Raw genomic sequence first — 17,959 nt, 5'->3', positions numbered from 1 at the left:
CCCGCGCTGGCCAGCCAGCGGCCATCGGGGCTGAACGCGACGCTCAGAACCAAGCTTTCGTGGCCTTGCAGCACGCGCAGCGCCTCGCCGCTGGCCGCGTCCCACAGCCGCACGCCGCGGTCACACCCCGCGCTGGCCAGCCAGCGGCCATCGGGGCTGAACGCGACGCTCAGAACCAAGCTTTCGTGGCCTTGCAGCACGCGTAGCGCCTCGCCGCTGGCCGCGTCCCACAGCCGCACGCTGCGGTCCCCCCCCGCGCTGGCCAGCCAGCGGCCATCCGGGCTAAACGTCACAGCGTTGGCTGCGCTAACATGGCTTTGCCCAGGCGCCAGCCGCAATTGGGGCCAGGGTGGCTGGCAGTCCTGCGCCTCAGGCCAGTGTTGGGCCGAGCGGGCGGTCAGCCCCTGCCGCAGGGCACCATCCAGCCGCGGCCGGCCGCCAGCATGGGACAGGTGGGCCGCACGCAGATCGGCCTGGCCAAAATCGACGCCGTCCAGTTCGGCCAGGGCCAAATCGGCATTGAGCCATTGCGACTCGCGTGCATCGCTGCCCACCAGCTTGAGCCAGGGTGCCTCCGTGTCGTTGAAGCAAGCGCCGCGCAGGCGGGCCGCTGACAGATCGGCCTTCGACAACACGGTTTGGCTCAGGTCCGCTCGCTCCAAGGTGGCGCCGCACAACTGGGCGCCGTTGAGCACCGCGCCGCGCAGCGTGCTGCCGGTCAAATCAGCGCCCGCGGCTCGCAGGTTGGGCAAGGCCATCTCGCTGAGGTCCAGGCCCTGCAGGTTGGCCGCCTCCGGCAGCCAGTCTTCGTGCGCCGGGTCTGCCCCCTGAGCAAGCGACAAGCGGCCCAGGTGATGGCCCAGCAGCAGCGCATTGACCCGCGCCGCCGCTGCGGCGACAGGCTGGCGCTGAGGCTGCAGCAGGCTGCGCACTTGCTGCTGCAGGGCCTGCCGCTGCGGGCCGGCCTCGGCTCCAGAGCCTTGGGCCGGCACGAGATCATGCACAAAACTGCAGACCTCGGCGCTCAGTTGAGGAATGTCCAGCACCGCTGCGAAGTCGGCATCGTCAGGCCCCAGGCAGGCCGCTGCCTTGATGCGCCGGGCCAGAAAGTACTCCAGAAAGCTGCGGTGCGAGAAGCCGTAGTGCCCATCGGGCGTGCGCGATAAAAAGGCTGCGGTGCGCAGTTCCACATCCAGCTGGTTGGGGTCGAGCTGGCCGCGCCAATCGCTGCGCTGCTTGACCAGGGCATACAAGTCACCGTAATGCAGCCGGTGGCCCACGCGCTGCCACAGCAGCCAGGCCAGCTCTTCGAGCACGCTGCGCAGCGTGTCGCTGCTGCTTTGGCGCTCGGCGGGCTTGAACTCGTCCAGCCAGCGATTGGTGTAGCTGAGGTACAGCGCGCCGGTGCTGAGCGCCTGGCCGCCCTGGGTCTGGCGTTCTTTCAGCGCCGGCAGGGTGGCGATGATGATGTCCAGCAGCTGCGGCCGGTCGCCCAGTTCCAGCAGCTTTTGCTGCTGCAGGAAGGCCATGGCCTCGCTGCCTTGCTGCCGGCCCAGGCGCAGCGTCAGAAACTGCCGCACCTGCCGCGGCGTGAACAGGGCCAGCGAGCGGATGTCGCCATCAAAGCGCTGGGCCACATCCTGCAAGGCCGAAGGCGCCAGCCTGTCGGTCTGGCCGTGAGCGGCCAGCAAGGCATCACCATGGTCTTTGAAGAACTGCTCGCGGCAGGTGACCAGCACGCGGTTGCCGCCGGCGGTGTCGCCGGCCTGGGCGCTGATGCCCACCAGCATGCGGAACTGCTCCACCACGCTGCGCCCGGCCGTGGCGATGCCCATTTCGTCAAAGGCATCAAAGATCAGCACGATGCGCCCGCGCTGCACCAGGTGCAGCAGCACGCGCGGGTCTTTGCGCTGACCGGTGGCCTGCTGCCAGCGCTCGGCCAGCAGTTCATCCAGCCGCACCTTGTTGGGAAAGTCGCGCAGGCTCACCCGCAGCGGCACAGGGGCCTGGCCATCATCGCGCGCGCGCTTGGCCAGTTCGTAGGCCAGCTTGAGCGTGTAGGCGGTCTTGCCGGTGCCGTAGTCGCCCAGCAGCACCCACAACCGGCTGCCGCGGCCCTTGGCCCATTCCAGGCCGTGGGCCACCAGGTCGGTGATGCCGGCTTGCTCGGCACCTTCTGGCCGGGTGCGCTGGTCCACATAGCTGCTGGCCAGCGGGCCTTGCTCGAAGTCGGCCACCAGCTGGTGCAGGTAGCGGTCCACGTCCAGCAGGCGGCGCTCCAGATCCTGCGGCGTGACGGCCGTGATGCCCAGGTCTTTGGCGCTGGCCAGCGCGGCCGGCGAGAAGGCGCGGGCCACCACCATACCGCGGGCGTGCAGGGCCTGGGCCTGCGGCTTGCTGAGCCACAAGCCCAACAGATCGACCACTTCCTTGCTGACGGCCTGGCGATGGTCTTTGCACTCGACGAAATAGGTCAGCGTGTCCAGGCCCGATTCAATGCGGGCCAGCAGGTCCACGCGGTCGGGGCCGATCAGTTGCTCGCGCTCGACCGTGTAGCCCAGCAGGCGCAGCAGATCGGCCACGCGGTCTTCAAAGCGCTTGCCCTGGGCAGCGCGCGAGCCACGCGGGTCGGACCGGTCGCGCTCAAACACGTCCGGTCGCGCCTCGCGCTCAGCCTGGGCCGCGGCCTGGTCGGCGAACAGCGTGGCCACAAAGGCCGACAGGTCGGCGCGCACACGCTCGTAGTCCTGGGCCACACGGCGTTGCGGCTGCAGGATCAGCAGCTCTTCGCCAAAGGGCAGGCTGGGGTCGTAGCCGATCTCGCGCACCGAGGCGATGTCGGGCACGCCCAGCGCATCGGCCCAGACGCGCTTGCCGGCTTCGACCAGTGCGGGATCGTCCTGCGGAATGGGGGATGCCACCGGAAACAGCTGCAGATCGGTGTTGCTGGGGCGCAGGCTGCGATCAATGCCCTTGAGCGACTTGAACACCCGGCCCAGGCCGGCCAGGTTCTGCCGGCCGTAACCACCCACCAGCACCGTGGCATCGGGCAGCACGCCGGCCAGCAGGGCCCCCAGGTCGGTGAGGCCCGTGCGGGTGTCGATCAGCACATGGCGGTAGCCAGCCCGGCCCAAGTGCTCAAACAACTCCTGAAACAGCGCACGGCCCGGCTCGGCGCCACTGCCCAGCAGATAGGGCCAGTCGATGCCGAAGTACAGCGCTGCGGCATCGGCCTCCTGGCCATGGGCCGGCAGCAGTTGCAGATCGGTGAACGGCGTGGGGCGCAGCAGTTCGTCGAAGCGCTGCAGATCCTGCGGGCCCACGGGCCGGGCCTTGTCGGCCTGCCAGGTGCCCAGCCATTCAAAGAAGCCCTTGCGGTGGCCCTCCACGCCCAGGGCGCGGATGTGGTGCAGGCCCGGGGCCTCGACATCCAGATCCCACAGCAGGGTCTTGCCTTCGCGGGCCAGGGCCACGGCCAGGTTGGCTGCCAGCAGGCTGCGGCCGACGCCGCCCTTGTAGCTGTAGAAGCTGATGACGGCTGGGCGCATGCGGGTCAGTGCTCAGGCGGCCCGGCCGAACACCTGCACGGCCAGGTGCAGGGGAGCGGCAGCGGTGGACGGGGTCTTGGCGGATGGTTGGGCGGGGGCCGGCTGCGCCTCGGCCTGGGTGGCCCAGCTCACCCAGTTCTCCTGCCCCTGGCGCTGCCGCAACACCCGGCCGCGGCTTTCCAGCACACCCAGGATCTGGCTGACCCGGCCAGCGCTCAGACCCAAGTGGGCGGCCAAGGCGGCTTGCGTGGCGCGCTGCTGCGCCTGGGCCTGGATGAACTGGCGGATGGCCGGTTCATGGCGCAGCGGCGCGGCCGGTGCCGCTGCCGCCGCACGCAGCGCCAGGCGCTTGGCCTCCAGCAGGTCTTCAAAGGCCTGCCAACGCTGGTCCATGGCCTCGGCGCCCGGCGTGGCCGCCGCGCGGCTGCGCGCCACCTGGCACAGGCTCATCAGTTCCAGCACGCCTTGCGCATCGGCCGGGCGTTGCAGCAGCAACAGCACCCAGTGGTGCAAAAACAGATCCAGCTTGCCGAGCGCTGCCGCATCCAGCGTGGATTGCTGGCGCAGCCAGTCCAGCGCTTGGGCCGGCTCGCTGCGCTCAATCAAGTCGTCTGGGTGGTGGTCGATCCAGGCCATGAGGAAAGCATCCTAAATCGTCTGAGTTCGAAAGTTTAGAACAGTTTAGACATCGGCAGGCGCCTTGCTCACTTGATCCGCTTCAGCGCGGGTCTGCGGCTCGGGTCCAGCACAGGCGTTGTCACGCGGCGCCAAGTCAGGCTCACCAGGCCACCATCGTCGCCCACGTCCATGGGAGCGCCATGGCCGGCAGCGTGAGCAAAGCCGGGCAGCAATCGCCCGGTTTTATCCATCGCGGTGTTCTGGGTCTGCGCCACCAGCGTGGACAGCCCCACCCGGACCTGCGCCAGCTCGCGTGCCCGCTGTTTGTGCAGCTTCAGCGTGGTGGCATTGCCGTAGCTGGGCACCCACACCCAATCCACCAGCACCTCGTGCAAGGCGGTGCGAACCCGGTCGTCGCCGTCCAGATAGTCTTTGCAGATCATCACCGTCATGCCGCCCAGCGGGGTGAGCAGCACATGCAGGGTGTTGCCGATCTGGGCGCATTCGGCGCCATGGGCTTCGTCACCAAACAACCGCAGCTTGCGATGCCTGAACAACTCCAGCCCGTTGGCCACCAACACGGGCGCGGTGTTGTAGGCCTGCAGGGGATTCCCACCCAGCTCGGGCTCGTGAAAGCTGCCTGCCACCACAAGCTGAACACTGCCCGTGGCGTGCTGGATCAGGTGCTCGGCAATGACCCGGCGCTGCTGCAGATCGACCGTGAACTCCGGAAACACCACCACCACGGCGCCGCTGTGCTGGGCACGCTGGAGGGTGTCGGCAATCGAGGCTTGGCGTTGTGCCGCAGGCTCCACCGACACGGTGCGCCAGTTGCCTGCCGTGCCAATGTCGCGGGTCCAGGCCACGTCAGCACCGTCATTGAAATGGGCCACCCACGCCTTGAGTTCGCCTTCCTGCCTGGCGGCCAGCTCAGACAAGGCTTCGTCCAGCAGCCCTGCGCTGGGTTGAAGCGATACCTCCAAGCCCTGGCTCGTGCGGCAGGGAATGGCCACGTGGTGGCGAAACCAAAGCGCGCGCTGCGTCACCTGGGTCGCCATCGCCGAGGTCTGACGAGCGGCTTGAAACACCGGCGCAAGCCAGTAGCCTTGGCCCTCCTCGGTGTACTGCGTCTGGGCGCGGCCGGTGGCCAGCGTCCGGCCTGCGGGGCGCTGCATGGCGGCCAGCCATTGGTCCAGCGCCCGGATCAGCGCCAAAGGCTGGGCCTGGGCCAACTCCAACGTCACGGGCTTTTCGTCATCAATGAGCGCGAAAAGACCTTCAACCTGCGCGTCAAAGCCCTGCGCGTCGCGTTGCTGCTCCCAAGCGTTGAGTCGTGGCTGATCACCCGCCAGCACCCACAGCCGAAGCCAGGCCTGCCGCGGCGAGAAATCCTCGCTACCCGGCTTCAGCAGTTGCACCACCCTGCGCATCTGTCTCCCCAGCCCATCTTTTGTTGGCCGAGGATTTTACGTACCAGGCGCTGCCCACCCCAGCCGCCCCGCACCCTGCCCATGCATTGACCCCGGTGAGCCAATTCATGGCTCGCCAGCGCCCCCGCCGCGCCACGGCGTCCACACAAACGCCACCAACGCCTGCACGTCGCGTTCGCGCTGGAACAGTGGGCTGTCGCGGTTGGCGGCGCCGTGGTGGTCGTTGAGGGTGAGGCCCAGGCTCACGGCCATGCTGGGGGACAGGCGCTGGGACCAGCTGGCGCGCAGCGCGGCGCCGAAGTAGCCGGCGCGGGCGTCATAGGTGGCGCGAGTACTGGTCGCGTAGGCTGGGTCCACTTGATAGAAGTACCTCTGCAGTTCTTCGCTGGCCCAGGTGGCCTGTGCACTGAGCTGGACCTGGCTGCCGGCCAGTGGCCAGCCGCGCTGGCGCCAGCGCAGCTCGGGTTGCACCACGTAGCCGCGGCCTTCGATGCTGCCCCAGTCGGTGGAGAACACGCCGCGCAGCTGCAGGTGGGCGCTGAGCTGCTGGCCGCCACCGAGGTTTCTGCGGTAGATGGCTTGCGGGCCGAGCTCGAAGGTGTAGTCCAGGCCGGGCATGCCGGCACGGGCGGGGCTGTCGCGGGCGTTGAAGGCGGCGGCGGCGGAAATGTCCAGCTCGAACTCTCCCGTGTTGAGCAGCCGCCCGCGCACGCCCTCGTCGTCCACGCGCAGGCGCTCGCCGCGGTAGATCACGATGGGCACGACGGCGGCGCGGTTGTGGGTGCTGCCGGCTGCCGGATAGTCCGGCCCGCGCACGCCCACGACGGCAAGGCCGGCTTCCCACAGCGGACGGGCTGCGGGGTTGGGGGACTCGGGCACGGCAGGCGCTGCGTCGGCCCCCTGCGCCCAGGCGGAATGCGTGGCGAACAGGGCAGCAGCAAGAACGGTCAGGACTCGGGTCACGGCGGATGGTCGTGGCACCCCACATCGGGGTGCCGTGACGATACCCGAGACCATCACCTCAGCAACGCTTCACCCCCGCTTGAGCTTGGCCATCTCCTCGCCCACCAGCCGCACCACCAGCCGGTCCAGCGTCTGCACCGAATACTGCTGCACGTCGTGCACGGTCTGCGAACCGGGGCCGCTGCCAGGGTCGCTGGCGTCGCGGTAGGTCAGGAAGACGAAGCGGCCGGCGGTGTACTGGGCCATCTGGCGAAAGATGTATTCGCCGACCGGGTCCAGGCCGCTGGCGCCGACGGCGAACAGCTTGATGCCCTTGGCGAGCGCGGCCTGCATGTCGCGGTCATATTGCGGGCAGGCGCCGGGCCGCCCCAAGCCTGCCTGCCACCCCCTCGGGGGGTTGACGCCGTAGGCCTCGGGGGCTGTCATGCATCCGCCGTAGTCCAGGTGCGGCGGTGCGTCGGCCACCAGCACGACCATGCGGGCGGCTTCGCGGCGCCAGCTGAGGCCATGCACGACTTCATGCAGCGCCTCGTTCAGCGCTTCGGGCGTGTCGCCACCGCCGCCGGCCTGCAGCCGCGCCAGGCCTTGCTGGAAGGCGGCCAGGTCGTGGGTGAAGTCCTGCGTGCGGGTCAGGAAGGCGTCGCCGCGGTCGCGGTAGGCGACCAGGCCGTAGCAGACGTCGGGCTGGCCCGGCAGGCGGGCGATCTGCTCGGCCATCGCGCGCATCGAGGCCTTGAGCTTGGCGATTTCGTCGTCCATCGAGCCGGTGGCGTCGATCAGGAAGACCAGGTCCAGCCGGGCTTGCGCGGCGGGCAGCGTGCCCAGCCGAAGCTGCAGCGCCTGAGGCTGGCCGCGCATGAGCACGGCGCGCGCCTGCTGGCCGTTCTTGCGCACCGCCACGCCCAGCGTGCGTTCGTCCGCCATGCCGGGTGCGAGGAAGGCACGCGGGTGCAGCCAGACGTGGCCGGCCGTGTCGGTGCGGGCCCACATGACCGGCTGCGCGACGCCGGCGCGCTGCACGGCAACCTCGGCGTCGTGCACCGGGAAGCCTTGTGCGTCGGTCACCTCCAGCAGGTAACGCTCGCGGATGTCGCGCTCGCGCACCGGCAGGCCGGGGTGGCGCTGGCGGTAGTTCAGGTACTCGCCGAAGTCGGCGTTGTCGTCGACCACGCCGGCCATGACCACAGTCTCGGCCGGGCGCTGGCGAGCCGGCGATGACAAGGCCTGGGCGGCACCGGCAATCTTGCTGACACTATCGGCCGAGGCCGCGTCGCGCATCGTCGCTTCCGCCAGCGGCCTGGCCGCCGGTGCCACTGACGGCATGGGTGGCGGCGCAGCCGGCGCTCTCTCGACAGCGCCTGAGGCCATGCCGGCCCGCGAGCCAGGCCCGGCGGACTCGCGGCGCAGCTCGCTCACACCCGATGTCACACCCGATTGACCGATGGCCTCGCCGCCTTGCTCTCGCACCACCGGCAGGCGCCGGCAGTCGGTGGCCGAGGGCGTGTCGAAGGCTGGTGGCGTGAAGTCCGTGGCGTCGGCCTGCTCGCCTTGCTGCCAGGCGGGTGGCCAGGGTTGGGAAGGCATGGCGGTGGGTGGCAGCTCACGCGCGTCGGCACAGGCGGTTGCCAGCGCCGCGGCCAGCAGGCCGGCAGTCAGCGTGATCAGCAGCGCCGGCACGCCGGGGCGGCGCGGCAAGGTCAGGGTGCGGTTCATCGTGGGTCTCCTCGAAATGACTCGATGAGGACTGACACGTGGCACGCGGCGCAGCAGGGTGAAAAATCTCACCAAACATCGCCAGAGAATTTTCGAAGCACTTTCACCCCGTTCCGGCACCCCGGCCGTATCACCGTGTGTGTGAGGCAGACTGCTACCCCGATGACACCCCCGCCCAGCGCCCCCGAACCGGACAGCGACGACGCCTTGATGCGTGCCTATGCGCTGGGCGACGCACGAGCCTTCGAGCAGCTCTACAGCCGCCACCAGGCGGGGCTGTACCGCTTCGTGCGCCGGCTGCTGGGCACGGCGCTGGCCGCGCAGACCGACGAGGTGTTCCAGGACACCTGGCTGCGCTTGGTCAACGCCCGCGCGCAATGGCAGCCGCAGGGCGCGAGCTTTCGCACCTGGCTCTACACGCTGGCGCAGAACCGCGTGATCGACATCTGGCGCCGCAGCGGGCGCGAGGTGGCCATGGGCGACAGCGAGGACGGCACGCCGTGGGAACCAGCCGGTGGCGACGCCGCCTGGCAGCAGTGGCCCGCCCCGCCCAGCCCGGCCCCGCAGGGCGACGAGCTGGCCTTCTGGCGCCGAGCCGGCGAGCGCCTGCTGGCGTGCCTGGACGAGCTGCCGCTGCCGCAGCGCAGCGCCTTCCTGCTGCACCACGACGACGAGTTGCCGCTGGCCGAAGTGGCGCGTGCGCTGGAGGTGGGTTTCGAGACGGCCAAGACCCGGCTGCGCTACGCGATGAGCAAGCTGCGCACCTGCATGGGCGCCTACCTGGCACCGCTGCAGAAGGAGGCGTCATGAAACATCGTGTGCCCGACGCTCACTGGCGGGCCGAGCGCCGGGCCGCCCCAAGCCGGCCGCTCGCTGGCAACAGCCCTCCACTGGAGGCCTGTTGTCCGCACTCGCCCCCCCCGGGGGATCGGCCGAGGTATTCGGCGGCCGAGGGGTTGTCATGAATGACGAAGCACGCGACGCCTACCTGCAGAGCGCGCTGAAGCACGCCCCGGATGCCCTCGCCGGCCCGCCGCCGGCCCTGAGCGAAGCCATCCTGCGCGAGGCCCAGGCCAAGGCACGCGACCTCAGGCCGGCACCTCCTGCGCGGTCGCGCAAAAGCTGGTGGGACTGGCTGAGCCGGCCGTCTGCCGCCAGTGGCTTTGCCGGCGTGATGCTCGCGGTGCTGGTGGGCCTGATGTGGCGCGAGCAAGCCAGCGACCTCGGGCCGCTGCGTGAGCCCGCGCAGGCGGCCTCGACAACCGCAGGCACTTCACCCACTGCGCCGCAGGCCGAGCAAATGGCCGAGCAGATGGCCGATGCCGCAGCGCCCGCAGCAATCGACGTTCGCCCGCAGCTGGAAGGCAAGGTCGAGCGGCAGCAAGCCGAAGCGCCCAAGCAGACGCCCAAGCCCGCGCCAGCGCCGGTCCTGGCTGCGCGCAAGGCAGCGCCACCGCAAGCCGTCGCGCTGGCCGAGGCGACCCCCTCGCCTGCCCCTCCCGCAGCGCCCGCAGCCGCGCAGGCACCTGCCGCGCCGCCTCCGCCTGCCACGGCCATTGCCTCCGCCAAGATCGGCGCCATGGCCGACGCCGTGTCCAATGCCGCCGCCCCGGTGCCTGCACCTGTCGCCGAAGCCGCCAAGCCGGTTGCCACGCCGCCGGTTGAGGTGGCGCAGGCCGAAACCAGGGCTCAGGCCCGTTCCGAACGCTCGCCACAGGCCGGCTTGGCCGCCATTGCCGGCGCGTCCACCCACACCCTGGCCCGCATGGCGCCGGCCCTGCCTGCGCCAGCCGTCGCCGCGCTGACTGCCCTGCGTCAGGCCCTGGCCACCGAGCCTGCACGCTGGACCTGGCAGCGCGGCGGCGACACCCCGCCACAGCCCGTGACGCCTGCGCTGCGGGACTGGCTGGCCACGCTGGACCAGGCCGCGGCCGGCACGACCTGGCAGCCCGCCCTGCCCGCCGGCAGCGCGCCGGCCCAGGCGCTGCGGCTGCTGCGCGATGGCCAGGTTGCCGAGCTGCTTTGGTGGGAAGGCGACAGCCTGCGCTGGCAGCACGATACCCAGCCGCCGCAGCAACTTTCGCTGCCCAGCGGACAAGGCCAGGCGCTGCAACAGGCGCTGGAGGCTGCGACGCGCTGACCGGGCCAAGGCGCAGGAAGGCCCGGCCGCGCAAGCAGGCAGAACTTGTTGCAGGTCAAGCCGGCGTGGCCGGCGCCCGCGTAGTGTCGAAGACGCCACTCCGGGAAACCCAGATGAACGCGCCCGACCATGGTCAGCCACAACTGCTGATGACACCCGACACAGCCGGATCCCTCGCGCCGCATCCGGCCGGCCCGATGCTGCATCCCGCCACCCTTGTCATCCTGCAAGAGCACAGCATCACCTGCCAATTGCTGGATGCCTTGGCACAAGGTCTGGCCAAGCACCCTGCGGCAGAAGTCCTGCCCGATTTTGATGAACTGCGGGCGCTGCTGTGGGGCCTGGAAGAATCCCCGGAGCAACAGCATCACCGCAAGGAGTCGGAGCTGCTGTTCCCCAAGCTGCGCGCCAGCGTGCCGATGACCCGCTGCCTGCTGGACCGCCTGGACAACGAGCACGCACAGGGCCAGCGCTGGTTGCGCGAACTGGAGCACGCGCTGCTGCGCTTCGAGATGATGGGCACGTCCCGGCGCGAGACCTTCGAGCGGCTGGTCCGCCGCTACACGCTGTTCCAGCGCGCGCACATGGCCGCCGAAGAGCAGCAGGTCTTGCCACTGGCCGAGCAATTCCTGGCCGAGCATGACTGGCGTGAACTCGCGCTGGCGTTCCCAGCCGGCGCCAACCAGCAGGCTGCGTCAGCCACAGGCTGCGACTGCCGCAGCGTGCTGGCACGCCTGGGCGCCGCAGCGCGCGGACCCGCGGTCCTGCGGGCGTGATGCGCCTGGCGTGAGGACGGCCGCGAAGGCGGCTGCTTGCGACGCTGCGACGCGCCAAGCTCAGTGCGACATCAGCACCGGCACGGTCATCGTCTGCAACACGCCGCGGGTGGCGCCGCCCAGCAGGCGCTCGGACCAGCGCGCATGGCCATAGGCGCCCATCACGATCAGGTCGGCGCTGGTGTCGGCCGCGTGCGAGAGGGTGGCGTTGGCAATGTCCAGCTCGGTGGCCAGGCAGGCCACGTCGGCGGTCACGCCCTGCCACATCAGCCAGCGCTGCACCGGCTTCAGGCTTTCATCGGACAGCTGGCCCAGGCCGGTGCCGCGCCGCCACAGCACCAGCTGCACCCGCTCGGCGCGCCGCAACAGCGGCAGCGCGTCGCGCAGCGCGCGGGCAGCCTCGGCGCTGTCGTCCCAGGCCACCAGCGCCCGCTGCGCTACCGTCTCGAAATGTCCGGCATACGGCAGCAGCAGCGTGGGGCGGGCGCTTTCCAGCACCACACGCGCCACCAAGTCCTGCTGCGCCGGGCCGCCGGGGGCGTCGGGGTCGGCCTGGCTCAGCACGGCCAGGTCGCTGCAGTGGGCATGGCGCACAATGGATTCTGCCTTGTGGGCCTCGTCAACCACGGTCTCAACGGACCGCAGGCCCGCGGCTTCGCAGTCGCGCCGGAATCGCAGCGCCACCGCTTCGGCCTCCTGGCAAAGCGCATCGCGCGCCATCTCGGCCAGGCCGGCCAGGTTGCCCCCGTAGTCCACCCGCTGCAGCTCGATCAGCCCGGTGGGCGCCAGCCCGACCAGGTGGCAGGCCAGGTCGGCGGCCAAGCGACGGGCAAGCCGGGTGCGGGCCGCGCACTGCGCATCACTGTCCAGGTGGACCAGCAGGCTGCGATAGGTCATGGCAAGCTCCTTGGCGAACGAGGGTTCGCGGGCACCGCCGGATTCTTCGGCGGTGCCGCTCCACCGCGCTTGATCTGCCGCAAGCGCAGCCCAGGTTCAAACGGCCTGCGCTGAATCAAGGCGCAGCACCTCCGGTTCGGCGATACCTGCAGGATGAACGCCGTGCCGCCGACTCCCGACAACCCCCGCGGCCTTGCCTCCGACGAAGTGCTCCGCCTGCGCTCACGCGACGGCCCGAACCTGCTGCCCGCCGCGCCGCGCCGCGGCCTGCTGCAGATGGCCTGGGAGGTCATGACGCAGCCGATGATCCTGTTGCTGCTGGTCACCGCCGGCCTGTACGGCCTGCTGGGCAACCGCGAGGACGCGGCGCTGCTGATGCTCTCGGCCCTGCTGGTCGGCGGGCTGGCGATCTACCAGGCGCACCGGACAGAGCGGGTGCTGCATGCGCTGAAGGACCTGTCGGCCCCGCGCTGCACCGTGATCCGCGATGGGCAGGCGCTGCGGGTCGCCAGCGCCGAGTTGGTCTGCGGCGACCGGCTGGTGATTGATGAGGGTGACCGGCTGGCTGCCGACGCGCGCCTGGTCGAAGGCGGCACTGTGCAGGTGGACGAGTCGCAGCTGACGGGCGAGTCGCTGCCGGTGCCCAAGCACCCGGGTGGCGAGGGCAGCGAGTCCAGCCTGTCGGCCGGCAGCCTGGTGGTCCAGGGCGACGGCGTGGCCGTGGTCACCGCCACCGGCGCCCGGACCACGCTGGGTCGCCTGGGCCACAGCCTGCAGCAGCTGCACCGGCGGCCCAGCCGGCTGGAGGCCGAGCTGAAGCAGCTGGTGCGGCGCGTGGCCATCATGGCGCTGCTGATCTGCCTGGTCAGCAGCAGCCTGCACGCCTGGCGCACCGGCTCCTGGTCCGAAGGGCTGCTGATCGGGCTGACCCTGGCGATGTCGCTGATCCCGGAAGAATTCGCAGTGGTCTGGACGGTCATGCTGGCCATCGGTGCATGGCGGCTGGCCCGGCAAGGCGTGCTCACCCGGGAGCCGCAGGCCATCGAGGCGCTGGGCACCGTCAGCGTGCTGTGCGTGGACAAGACCGGCACGCTGACGCGCAATGAAATGGCCCTGGTGGCGCTGCACGATGGCCAAGCCCCGGTGGACGTGAACGGCCATGCACCGGGCGAGCGCGCCGCGGCGCTGCTGGCCGGCGCGATGCGGGCCAGCCTGCCGCACGGCATCGAGCCGATGGACCGCGCGATCTTCCGTGCCGCGGGTGGCCCGCCCCCGGCCGACGGCCGCTTCACGCCGGGGCCGCGCCTGGGTGTGGGCCCTGGCAGGCCTTGGGTCACCCATTGGTGGCGGGACAGCGAGGCTGGGGGCGCCACCGTCTGGCTCAAGGGTGCGCCCGAAGCGCTGCTGGCCCAATGCAGCGGCGACCCGGCCCTGCTGGCCCGCCTGGCCGAGTGCACGCGCAACTGGAGCAGCGAAGGCATGCGGGTGCTGGCCGTCGTGTGCGGACGGGCCGACCAGGCCCCGGCCGACGGCAGCCTGCCCGCCGGCCTGGCGCTGGCCCCGCTGGGCCTGCTGGGCTTTCAGGACCCGTTGCGGGCCGACGTGCCGGCCGCCGTCGCGGCGTGCCGCGCGGCAGGCATGCGGGTCGTGATGATCACCGGCGATGCACCGCTGACGGCACGCGCCATCGCCCTGCAGGCCGGGCTGCAGGCGGCAGCGCCCGAGGTGCTCACCGGCGTGGCGCTGGCGGGCATGAGCGACGCCGAGCTCAGGCAGCAGCTCGCCAGCGTGCAGGTCTTCGCGCGGGTGGACCCGGCGCAGAAGCTGCGCATCGTGCAGGCGCTGCAGCAGCGCGGCGAGGTGGTGGCGATGACAGGTGACGGCGTCAACGACGCACCTGCGCTGCGCGCCGCCGACATTGGCGTGGCCATGGGCCAGCGCGGCACCGACGTGGCCCGCGAGGCCGCCGCGCTGGTGCTGCTGAACGATGACTTTGCCTCGCTGGTGCAGGCCGTGCGCGCCGGCCGGCGCATCTTCGCCAACCTCCACCAGGCTTTGGGTTACCTCTTTGCGGTGCACGTGCCCATCGTCGGCGTGTCGCTGCTGCCGGTGCTGATGGGCGGACCGGTGCTGCTGCTGCCGATGCACGTGGTGGCGCTGGAGCTGATCATCGACCCGGCCTGCTCGCTGGTCTTCGAGGCCGAGCCTGCGAGCGCGGACAGCATGCGCGTGCCGCCGCGCGCGGCCAGCGCCAGGCTGTTCACGCTGCGGGCCGCGTTGCGCTCGCTGGCGGTCGGCGGGCTCTCTTTCCTCGGGGTGCTGCTGGTCCAGGCCCTGGGGCACCGCGTCGGCTGGTCGGACGAAGGCCTGCGCCTGGCCAGCCTGGCCTCCATCGTCGCCGGCAACCTGCTGATGCTGGCCTGGTTCCGCGGCCGCCACCCGCGCGGCGCACCCGGCAATACGGCGCTGCAGGTGCTCATCGCCGGCATCGGCCTGGGTTGGGCCGCGCTGCTGGCGCTGCCTGCGCTGGCCCGCGTCTTCGGTCTGCCGCCTGACCTGCCATGGCAATGGGCCTTGCTGCCCGCCGCGGCGGCCCTCTGGTGCACCGCGCAACTGGCCTGGCGCAGGACGTGGCGGACCTGAGCCGGTTCAGGCCAGGCTCACCGCGCAGGCAGGACCCCGCTTGTCCATGCCCGCGGAAAGGTTCGGTTACCAGCACAGGCCCGGCCTGTCGCAACATCACGGCATGACACCAGACAAGCTTGAAGCCATCGGACAACGCGGGGAGGCCTGCATCATCCTGCGAGAAAAAGTCGCCCACCCGAATGGCAGCGTTGAACTGAGCTACCGGCTCGCCACCGGCGAACGCCTGAAGACCACCGATTCGCCCGACGAATTTGAAACGCCGGATGGCAAGCGGAGGTTTCGGCTGCGCGGCGCCCGGTAGGGCACGGTATAGCCCGCGAAGCTCAGCCGCCGTTGTCCTCGCCGGTGCGCAGCCCCAGGCGCTCCAGCCGGTAGCGCAGGGTATCGCGCGAGACACCCAGCAAGCGCGCTGCGGCGCTGACGTTCTGACCGCTGCGGTCCAGTGCGCGTTGCACCAGGCGGCGCTCCATGCGTTCGAGGTTCAGGTCCTCGTCGTCGGTGGCTTCTGCCGCGAATGCGGTGGGCGCCGTGGGCAACGCTGCGTCACCGAGGAAGCGCAGCTCGGCCGGGCCGATGTTCGTGTCCATCGCCATCAGCACCGCCTGCTCGATCGCGTTGCGCAGTTCACGCACATTGCCGGGCCAGGCGTGGCCCAGCAGGCGGCGTTCGGCTTCGGCCGAAAAGCGCAGGCCGGGCTTGCGGTAGCGGCCGGCGTGCAGCGCGAGGAAGTGGCGGGCCAGCAGCACGATGTCGCTGCCGCGCTCGCGCAGCGGCGGCACGGTCAGCTCGATGATGCGCAGCCGGTAGTACAGGTCGGCCCTGAAGCTGCCCGCGGCCACCATCTGCTGCAGCGGGCGGTTGGTAGCGCTGATGACGCGCGCGTCCACCGGCCGGCTGTGCAGGCCGCCGAGCCGGCGCAGCTGTTTCTCCTCCAAGAGCTTCAGCAGCTTGACCTGCGTGGCCAATTCGGTCTCGCCGATCTCGTCCAGGAAGACGCTGCCGCCTTCTGCCGTTTCCAGCAGGCCGGCCTTGCGCTGGCGCGCGTCGGTGAAGGCGCCGCGCTCGTAGCCGAACAGCTCGGCCTCGACCAGCTGCGAAGGCAAGGCACCGCAGTTCAGCTCGACGAAGGGGCGGGCTCGGCGCGGGCCGCCGAAGTGCAGCGCACGCGCCACCAGTTCCTTGCCGGTGCCGGTCTCGCCGACGATCAGGGCCGCCGCCGGCTGCGCGTCGGCCAGCTGGGCCTCGGCGTCCAGCAGCGTGGCAATCGACGCTTTCAACGCCCGCATTGGCGGGGACTCGCCAATGATCTTGTCCAGCCCGCTGCCTTGTGCCTCGCGCTGGGTGTAGTAGTCCACCGCGTTGGCCAGGCGGCCCTGGTCCAGCAGGCGCTCGATCAGCAGCTTGACCTCGCCCAGCACCAGCGGCTTGGTCAGGAAATCTGCCGCGCCGGCCTTCATCGCCTCGACGGCCAGCTCGGTGCTGCCGTAGCCGGTCATCATCACGACGCGAATGTCCGGGTCCTGCGTGCGAATGCGGCGCAGCGCCTCCAGCCCGCTCTGGCCCGGCAGGTTGTGGTCGCACAGCACCAGCTCCGGCCGCCAGCTCGCCAGCTGCGCCAGCCCTTCCTCGGCACTGGCCGCCGTGCGCGCCTCGTAGCCCTGGCGTTCCAGGTAGACGGCGAGGTTGCGCGCCAGCGTGGTCTCGTCTTCGATGATCAGGATGGCCAGGCCCATGCGGTGCTCGGTTTCTCTTCTTATGCGTTGGCAGGTTTCAGCAGCACGGTGGCGCGAGTCTGGCCAGGGCGGCTGCTCAGTTCGATGCGGCCGCCCAGCCGGTCCACGGTGCGGCGCGCCAGCGTCAGCCCCATGCCCAGGCCGCGGGGCTTGGTGGTGGCAAAAGGCTTGAAGACCTCGGCCAGGCGCTCGGGCGCAATGCCGGTGCCGGGGTCGCTCACCGTCAGCGCCAGCATCGCGCCGGCCCGTTCCACATTGACCTCGACCAGCGCACCAGCAGCCGTCGCCTCCAGCGCATTGGCCAGCAGCGAGTTCAGCACCTGGGCAATGGCCACTTCCTCGCCATGCGCCTCGGGCAGGCCGGGCTCGGTGCGCAGGCGCAGCTGTTTGCCCTGGCCCTGGAAGACAGGGGCGAAGCGTTGTTCGGCCGCCGCCAGCAGCGCGGCCAGATCGGTGCTGCCGCGCACCTCGGCCGGATGCTGCACATAGCTCAGCAGCGTGCGCACCAGATGCTCGATGCGGTCCACATGGCCAATGGTCTCGCGGGCATCGGCCGGCGTGGCCTCGCCAATTTCCAGCTGCAACTCGGCACTGGAGCGGATGGAGGCCAAGGGGTTGCGGATGCTGTGCGCAACCGACGCGGCGATCTCGCCGGTGCGTGCCATGGCCTCCGCCTCGATCAGGCGCTCGCGCTGCGCCTGCAACTGCCGGCTGGCCTTGCGCACAAAGCCCAGCAGTGCGAGGTACAGCAGCAGGCCGCTGATCAGCGTGCCGCTCCAGACGGCAAAGCCGGCCTCGCGCAGCGTGGCGTTCAGCTCGGTGGGCACGCGGTAGAGCTCCACTGCGCCGATCGGCGCCCCGCCCGTCTTCTGCTCAGCGTCATAGACCGGCAGGTAGCTCTCGACGAAGTGCAGTTGGCCGGGGCCCAGCGCCATGTGCTCGGCCTTGTCGCCCGCCGCCACCGGCCCGCGCTCGACCACGGTCTCGCCACGCAGCGAGCGCAGCAGCTCGTCGTTGTCCTCGAACTGGCGGCCGGTCAGCAGCGATTCGCTGGACCACAGCACCGCGCCGCTGCGGTCGTAGACATTGGCGCGAAGCACGTCCGGCATGGCCGCCACGTGGCCGAAGAACTCGGCCAGCGCGGCCTCGCGGCCGGGCGTGGGCCCGCTGGTGAAGTGCCTTGAGACGGACTGGGTGGCGACGATGCTTTGCACGAACTGCCGGCTCAGCTCGGCATCGTGCCGCAGCAGCAGCGTCTGCACCACGGCCGCCAGGCCCAGCGCGAGCAGCACGCTGACCAATGCCGCCGCGGCGAGGCTGATGCGCGAGAACCAGCGCAGCAGGTCGAACTCCTGTCGCGGCGAGGCTTTGAGACGGAACAGCGGCATCCAGGGCAATCGTTTGATGGCGTGGTTGAAGGAAAGGGACCGAAGACACAAGTCGCAACGCCTGTGCCACCGGCAAAGTGAGGCGCAGCGGGGGCAGATCGCCCAGT

General features: G+C 70.5%; 13 protein-coding genes. 5 read left to right on the top strand and 8 right to left on the bottom strand.

Annotation, left to right across the window (positions count from 1 at the left end; translation table 11 throughout):
• From LRH25_RS31620 to LRH25_RS31600, 5 genes are all read right to left on the bottom strand, one after another.
• Nucleotides 1-3,548 (bottom strand): KGGVGR-motif variant AAA ATPase (locus tag LRH25_RS31620; protein WP_231013189.1); only part of this gene is annotated, 3,548 nt, incomplete at its 3' end.
• Between the two features lie 12 nt (nucleotides 3,549-3,560).
• Complete coding sequence (locus LRH25_RS31615) at nucleotides 3,561-4,184, bottom strand: DUF7343 domain-containing protein (RefSeq protein WP_231013188.1); 624 nt, start codon at nucleotides 4,182-4,184, stop codon at nucleotides 3,561-3,563.
• A gap of 68 nt (nucleotides 4,185-4,252) precedes the next feature.
• A complete protein-coding gene (locus tag LRH25_RS31610; RefSeq protein WP_170201083.1) occupies nucleotides 4,253-5,584 on the bottom strand; it encodes a nitrilase-related carbon-nitrogen hydrolase in 1,332 nt (443 codons plus the stop codon).
• A 117-nt stretch (nucleotides 5,585-5,701) separates the two neighbouring features.
• Nucleotides 5,702-6,559 (bottom strand): MipA/OmpV family protein, encoded by an 858-nt coding sequence (locus LRH25_RS31605; protein WP_170201082.1) that lies wholly within the window; start codon nucleotides 6,557-6,559, stop codon nucleotides 5,702-5,704.
• Between the two features lie 69 nt (nucleotides 6,560-6,628).
• On the bottom strand, nucleotides 6,629-8,272 hold the full coding sequence (locus LRH25_RS31600) for a vWA domain-containing protein (RefSeq protein ID WP_231013187.1): 1,644 nt from the start codon (nucleotides 8,270-8,272) through the stop codon (nucleotides 6,629-6,631).
• A gap of 162 nt (nucleotides 8,273-8,434) precedes the next feature.
• Between LRH25_RS31600 and LRH25_RS31595 the strand changes: the two genes are divergently transcribed.
• The 3 genes from LRH25_RS31595 to LRH25_RS31585 all read left to right on the top strand — a co-directional run bounded on the left by LRH25_RS31595 (nucleotide 8,435) and on the right by LRH25_RS31585 (nucleotide 11,188).
• Complete coding sequence (locus tag LRH25_RS31595) at nucleotides 8,435-9,082, top strand: sigma-70 family RNA polymerase sigma factor (RefSeq protein WP_231013186.1); 648 nt, start codon at nucleotides 8,435-8,437, stop codon at nucleotides 9,080-9,082.
• A 151-nt stretch (nucleotides 9,083-9,233) separates the two neighbouring features.
• Complete coding sequence (locus tag LRH25_RS31590; RefSeq protein ID WP_231013185.1) at nucleotides 9,234-10,412, top strand: hypothetical protein; 1,179 nt, start codon at nucleotides 9,234-9,236, stop codon at nucleotides 10,410-10,412.
• Between the two features lie 113 nt (nucleotides 10,413-10,525).
• Complete coding sequence (locus tag LRH25_RS31585) at nucleotides 10,526-11,188, top strand: hemerythrin domain-containing protein (RefSeq protein WP_231013184.1); 663 nt, start codon at nucleotides 10,526-10,528, stop codon at nucleotides 11,186-11,188.
• 60 nt (nucleotides 11,189-11,248) lie between these two features.
• Here LRH25_RS31585 and LRH25_RS31580 read toward each other — a convergent pair whose 3' ends face one another.
• Nucleotides 11,249-12,085 (bottom strand): universal stress protein, encoded by an 837-nt coding sequence (locus LRH25_RS31580; protein WP_231013183.1) that lies wholly within the window; start codon nucleotides 12,083-12,085, stop codon nucleotides 11,249-11,251.
• A gap of 162 nt (nucleotides 12,086-12,247) precedes the next feature.
• Here LRH25_RS31580 and LRH25_RS31575 point away from each other — a divergent pair, with 162 nt between their 5' ends.
• Both LRH25_RS31575 and LRH25_RS31570 read left to right on the top strand, forming a co-directional pair.
• Nucleotides 12,248-14,728, top strand: a complete 2,481-nt coding sequence (locus LRH25_RS31575; protein WP_231013182.1) for a cation-translocating P-type ATPase — start codon at nucleotides 12,248-12,250, stop codon at nucleotides 14,726-14,728.
• A 40-nt stretch (nucleotides 14,729-14,768) separates the two neighbouring features.
• Nucleotides 14,769-15,032 (top strand): hypothetical protein, encoded by a 264-nt coding sequence (locus tag LRH25_RS31570; RefSeq protein ID WP_141288304.1) that lies wholly within the window; start codon nucleotides 14,769-14,771, stop codon nucleotides 15,030-15,032.
• A gap of 22 nt (nucleotides 15,033-15,054) precedes the next feature.
• Here the strand turns inward: LRH25_RS31570 and LRH25_RS31565 are convergent, their stop codons facing one another.
• Both LRH25_RS31565 and LRH25_RS31560 read right to left on the bottom strand, forming a co-directional pair.
• The gene (locus tag LRH25_RS31565; RefSeq protein ID WP_141288305.1) at nucleotides 15,055-16,464 is read right to left on the bottom strand and encodes a sigma-54-dependent transcriptional regulator; all 1,410 of its coding nucleotides are present in this window, start codon (nucleotides 16,462-16,464) and stop codon (nucleotides 15,055-15,057) included.
• A gap of 20 nt (nucleotides 16,465-16,484) precedes the next feature.
• Nucleotides 16,485-17,852 carry a sensor histidine kinase gene (locus LRH25_RS31560; RefSeq protein WP_141288306.1) on the bottom strand — a complete coding sequence of 456 codons (1,368 nt, stop codon included), beginning with the start codon at nucleotides 17,850-17,852 and terminating at the stop codon, nucleotides 16,485-16,487.
• Nucleotides 17,853-17,959: the final 107 nt, after the last annotated feature.

It is taken from the genome of Ideonella azotifigens (assembly GCF_021043325.1).
GTDB lineage: Bacteria > Pseudomonadota > Gammaproteobacteria > Burkholderiales > Burkholderiaceae_C > Ideonella > Ideonella azotifigens.
This window is presented reverse-complemented; position numbering and strand designations above follow the sequence as displayed.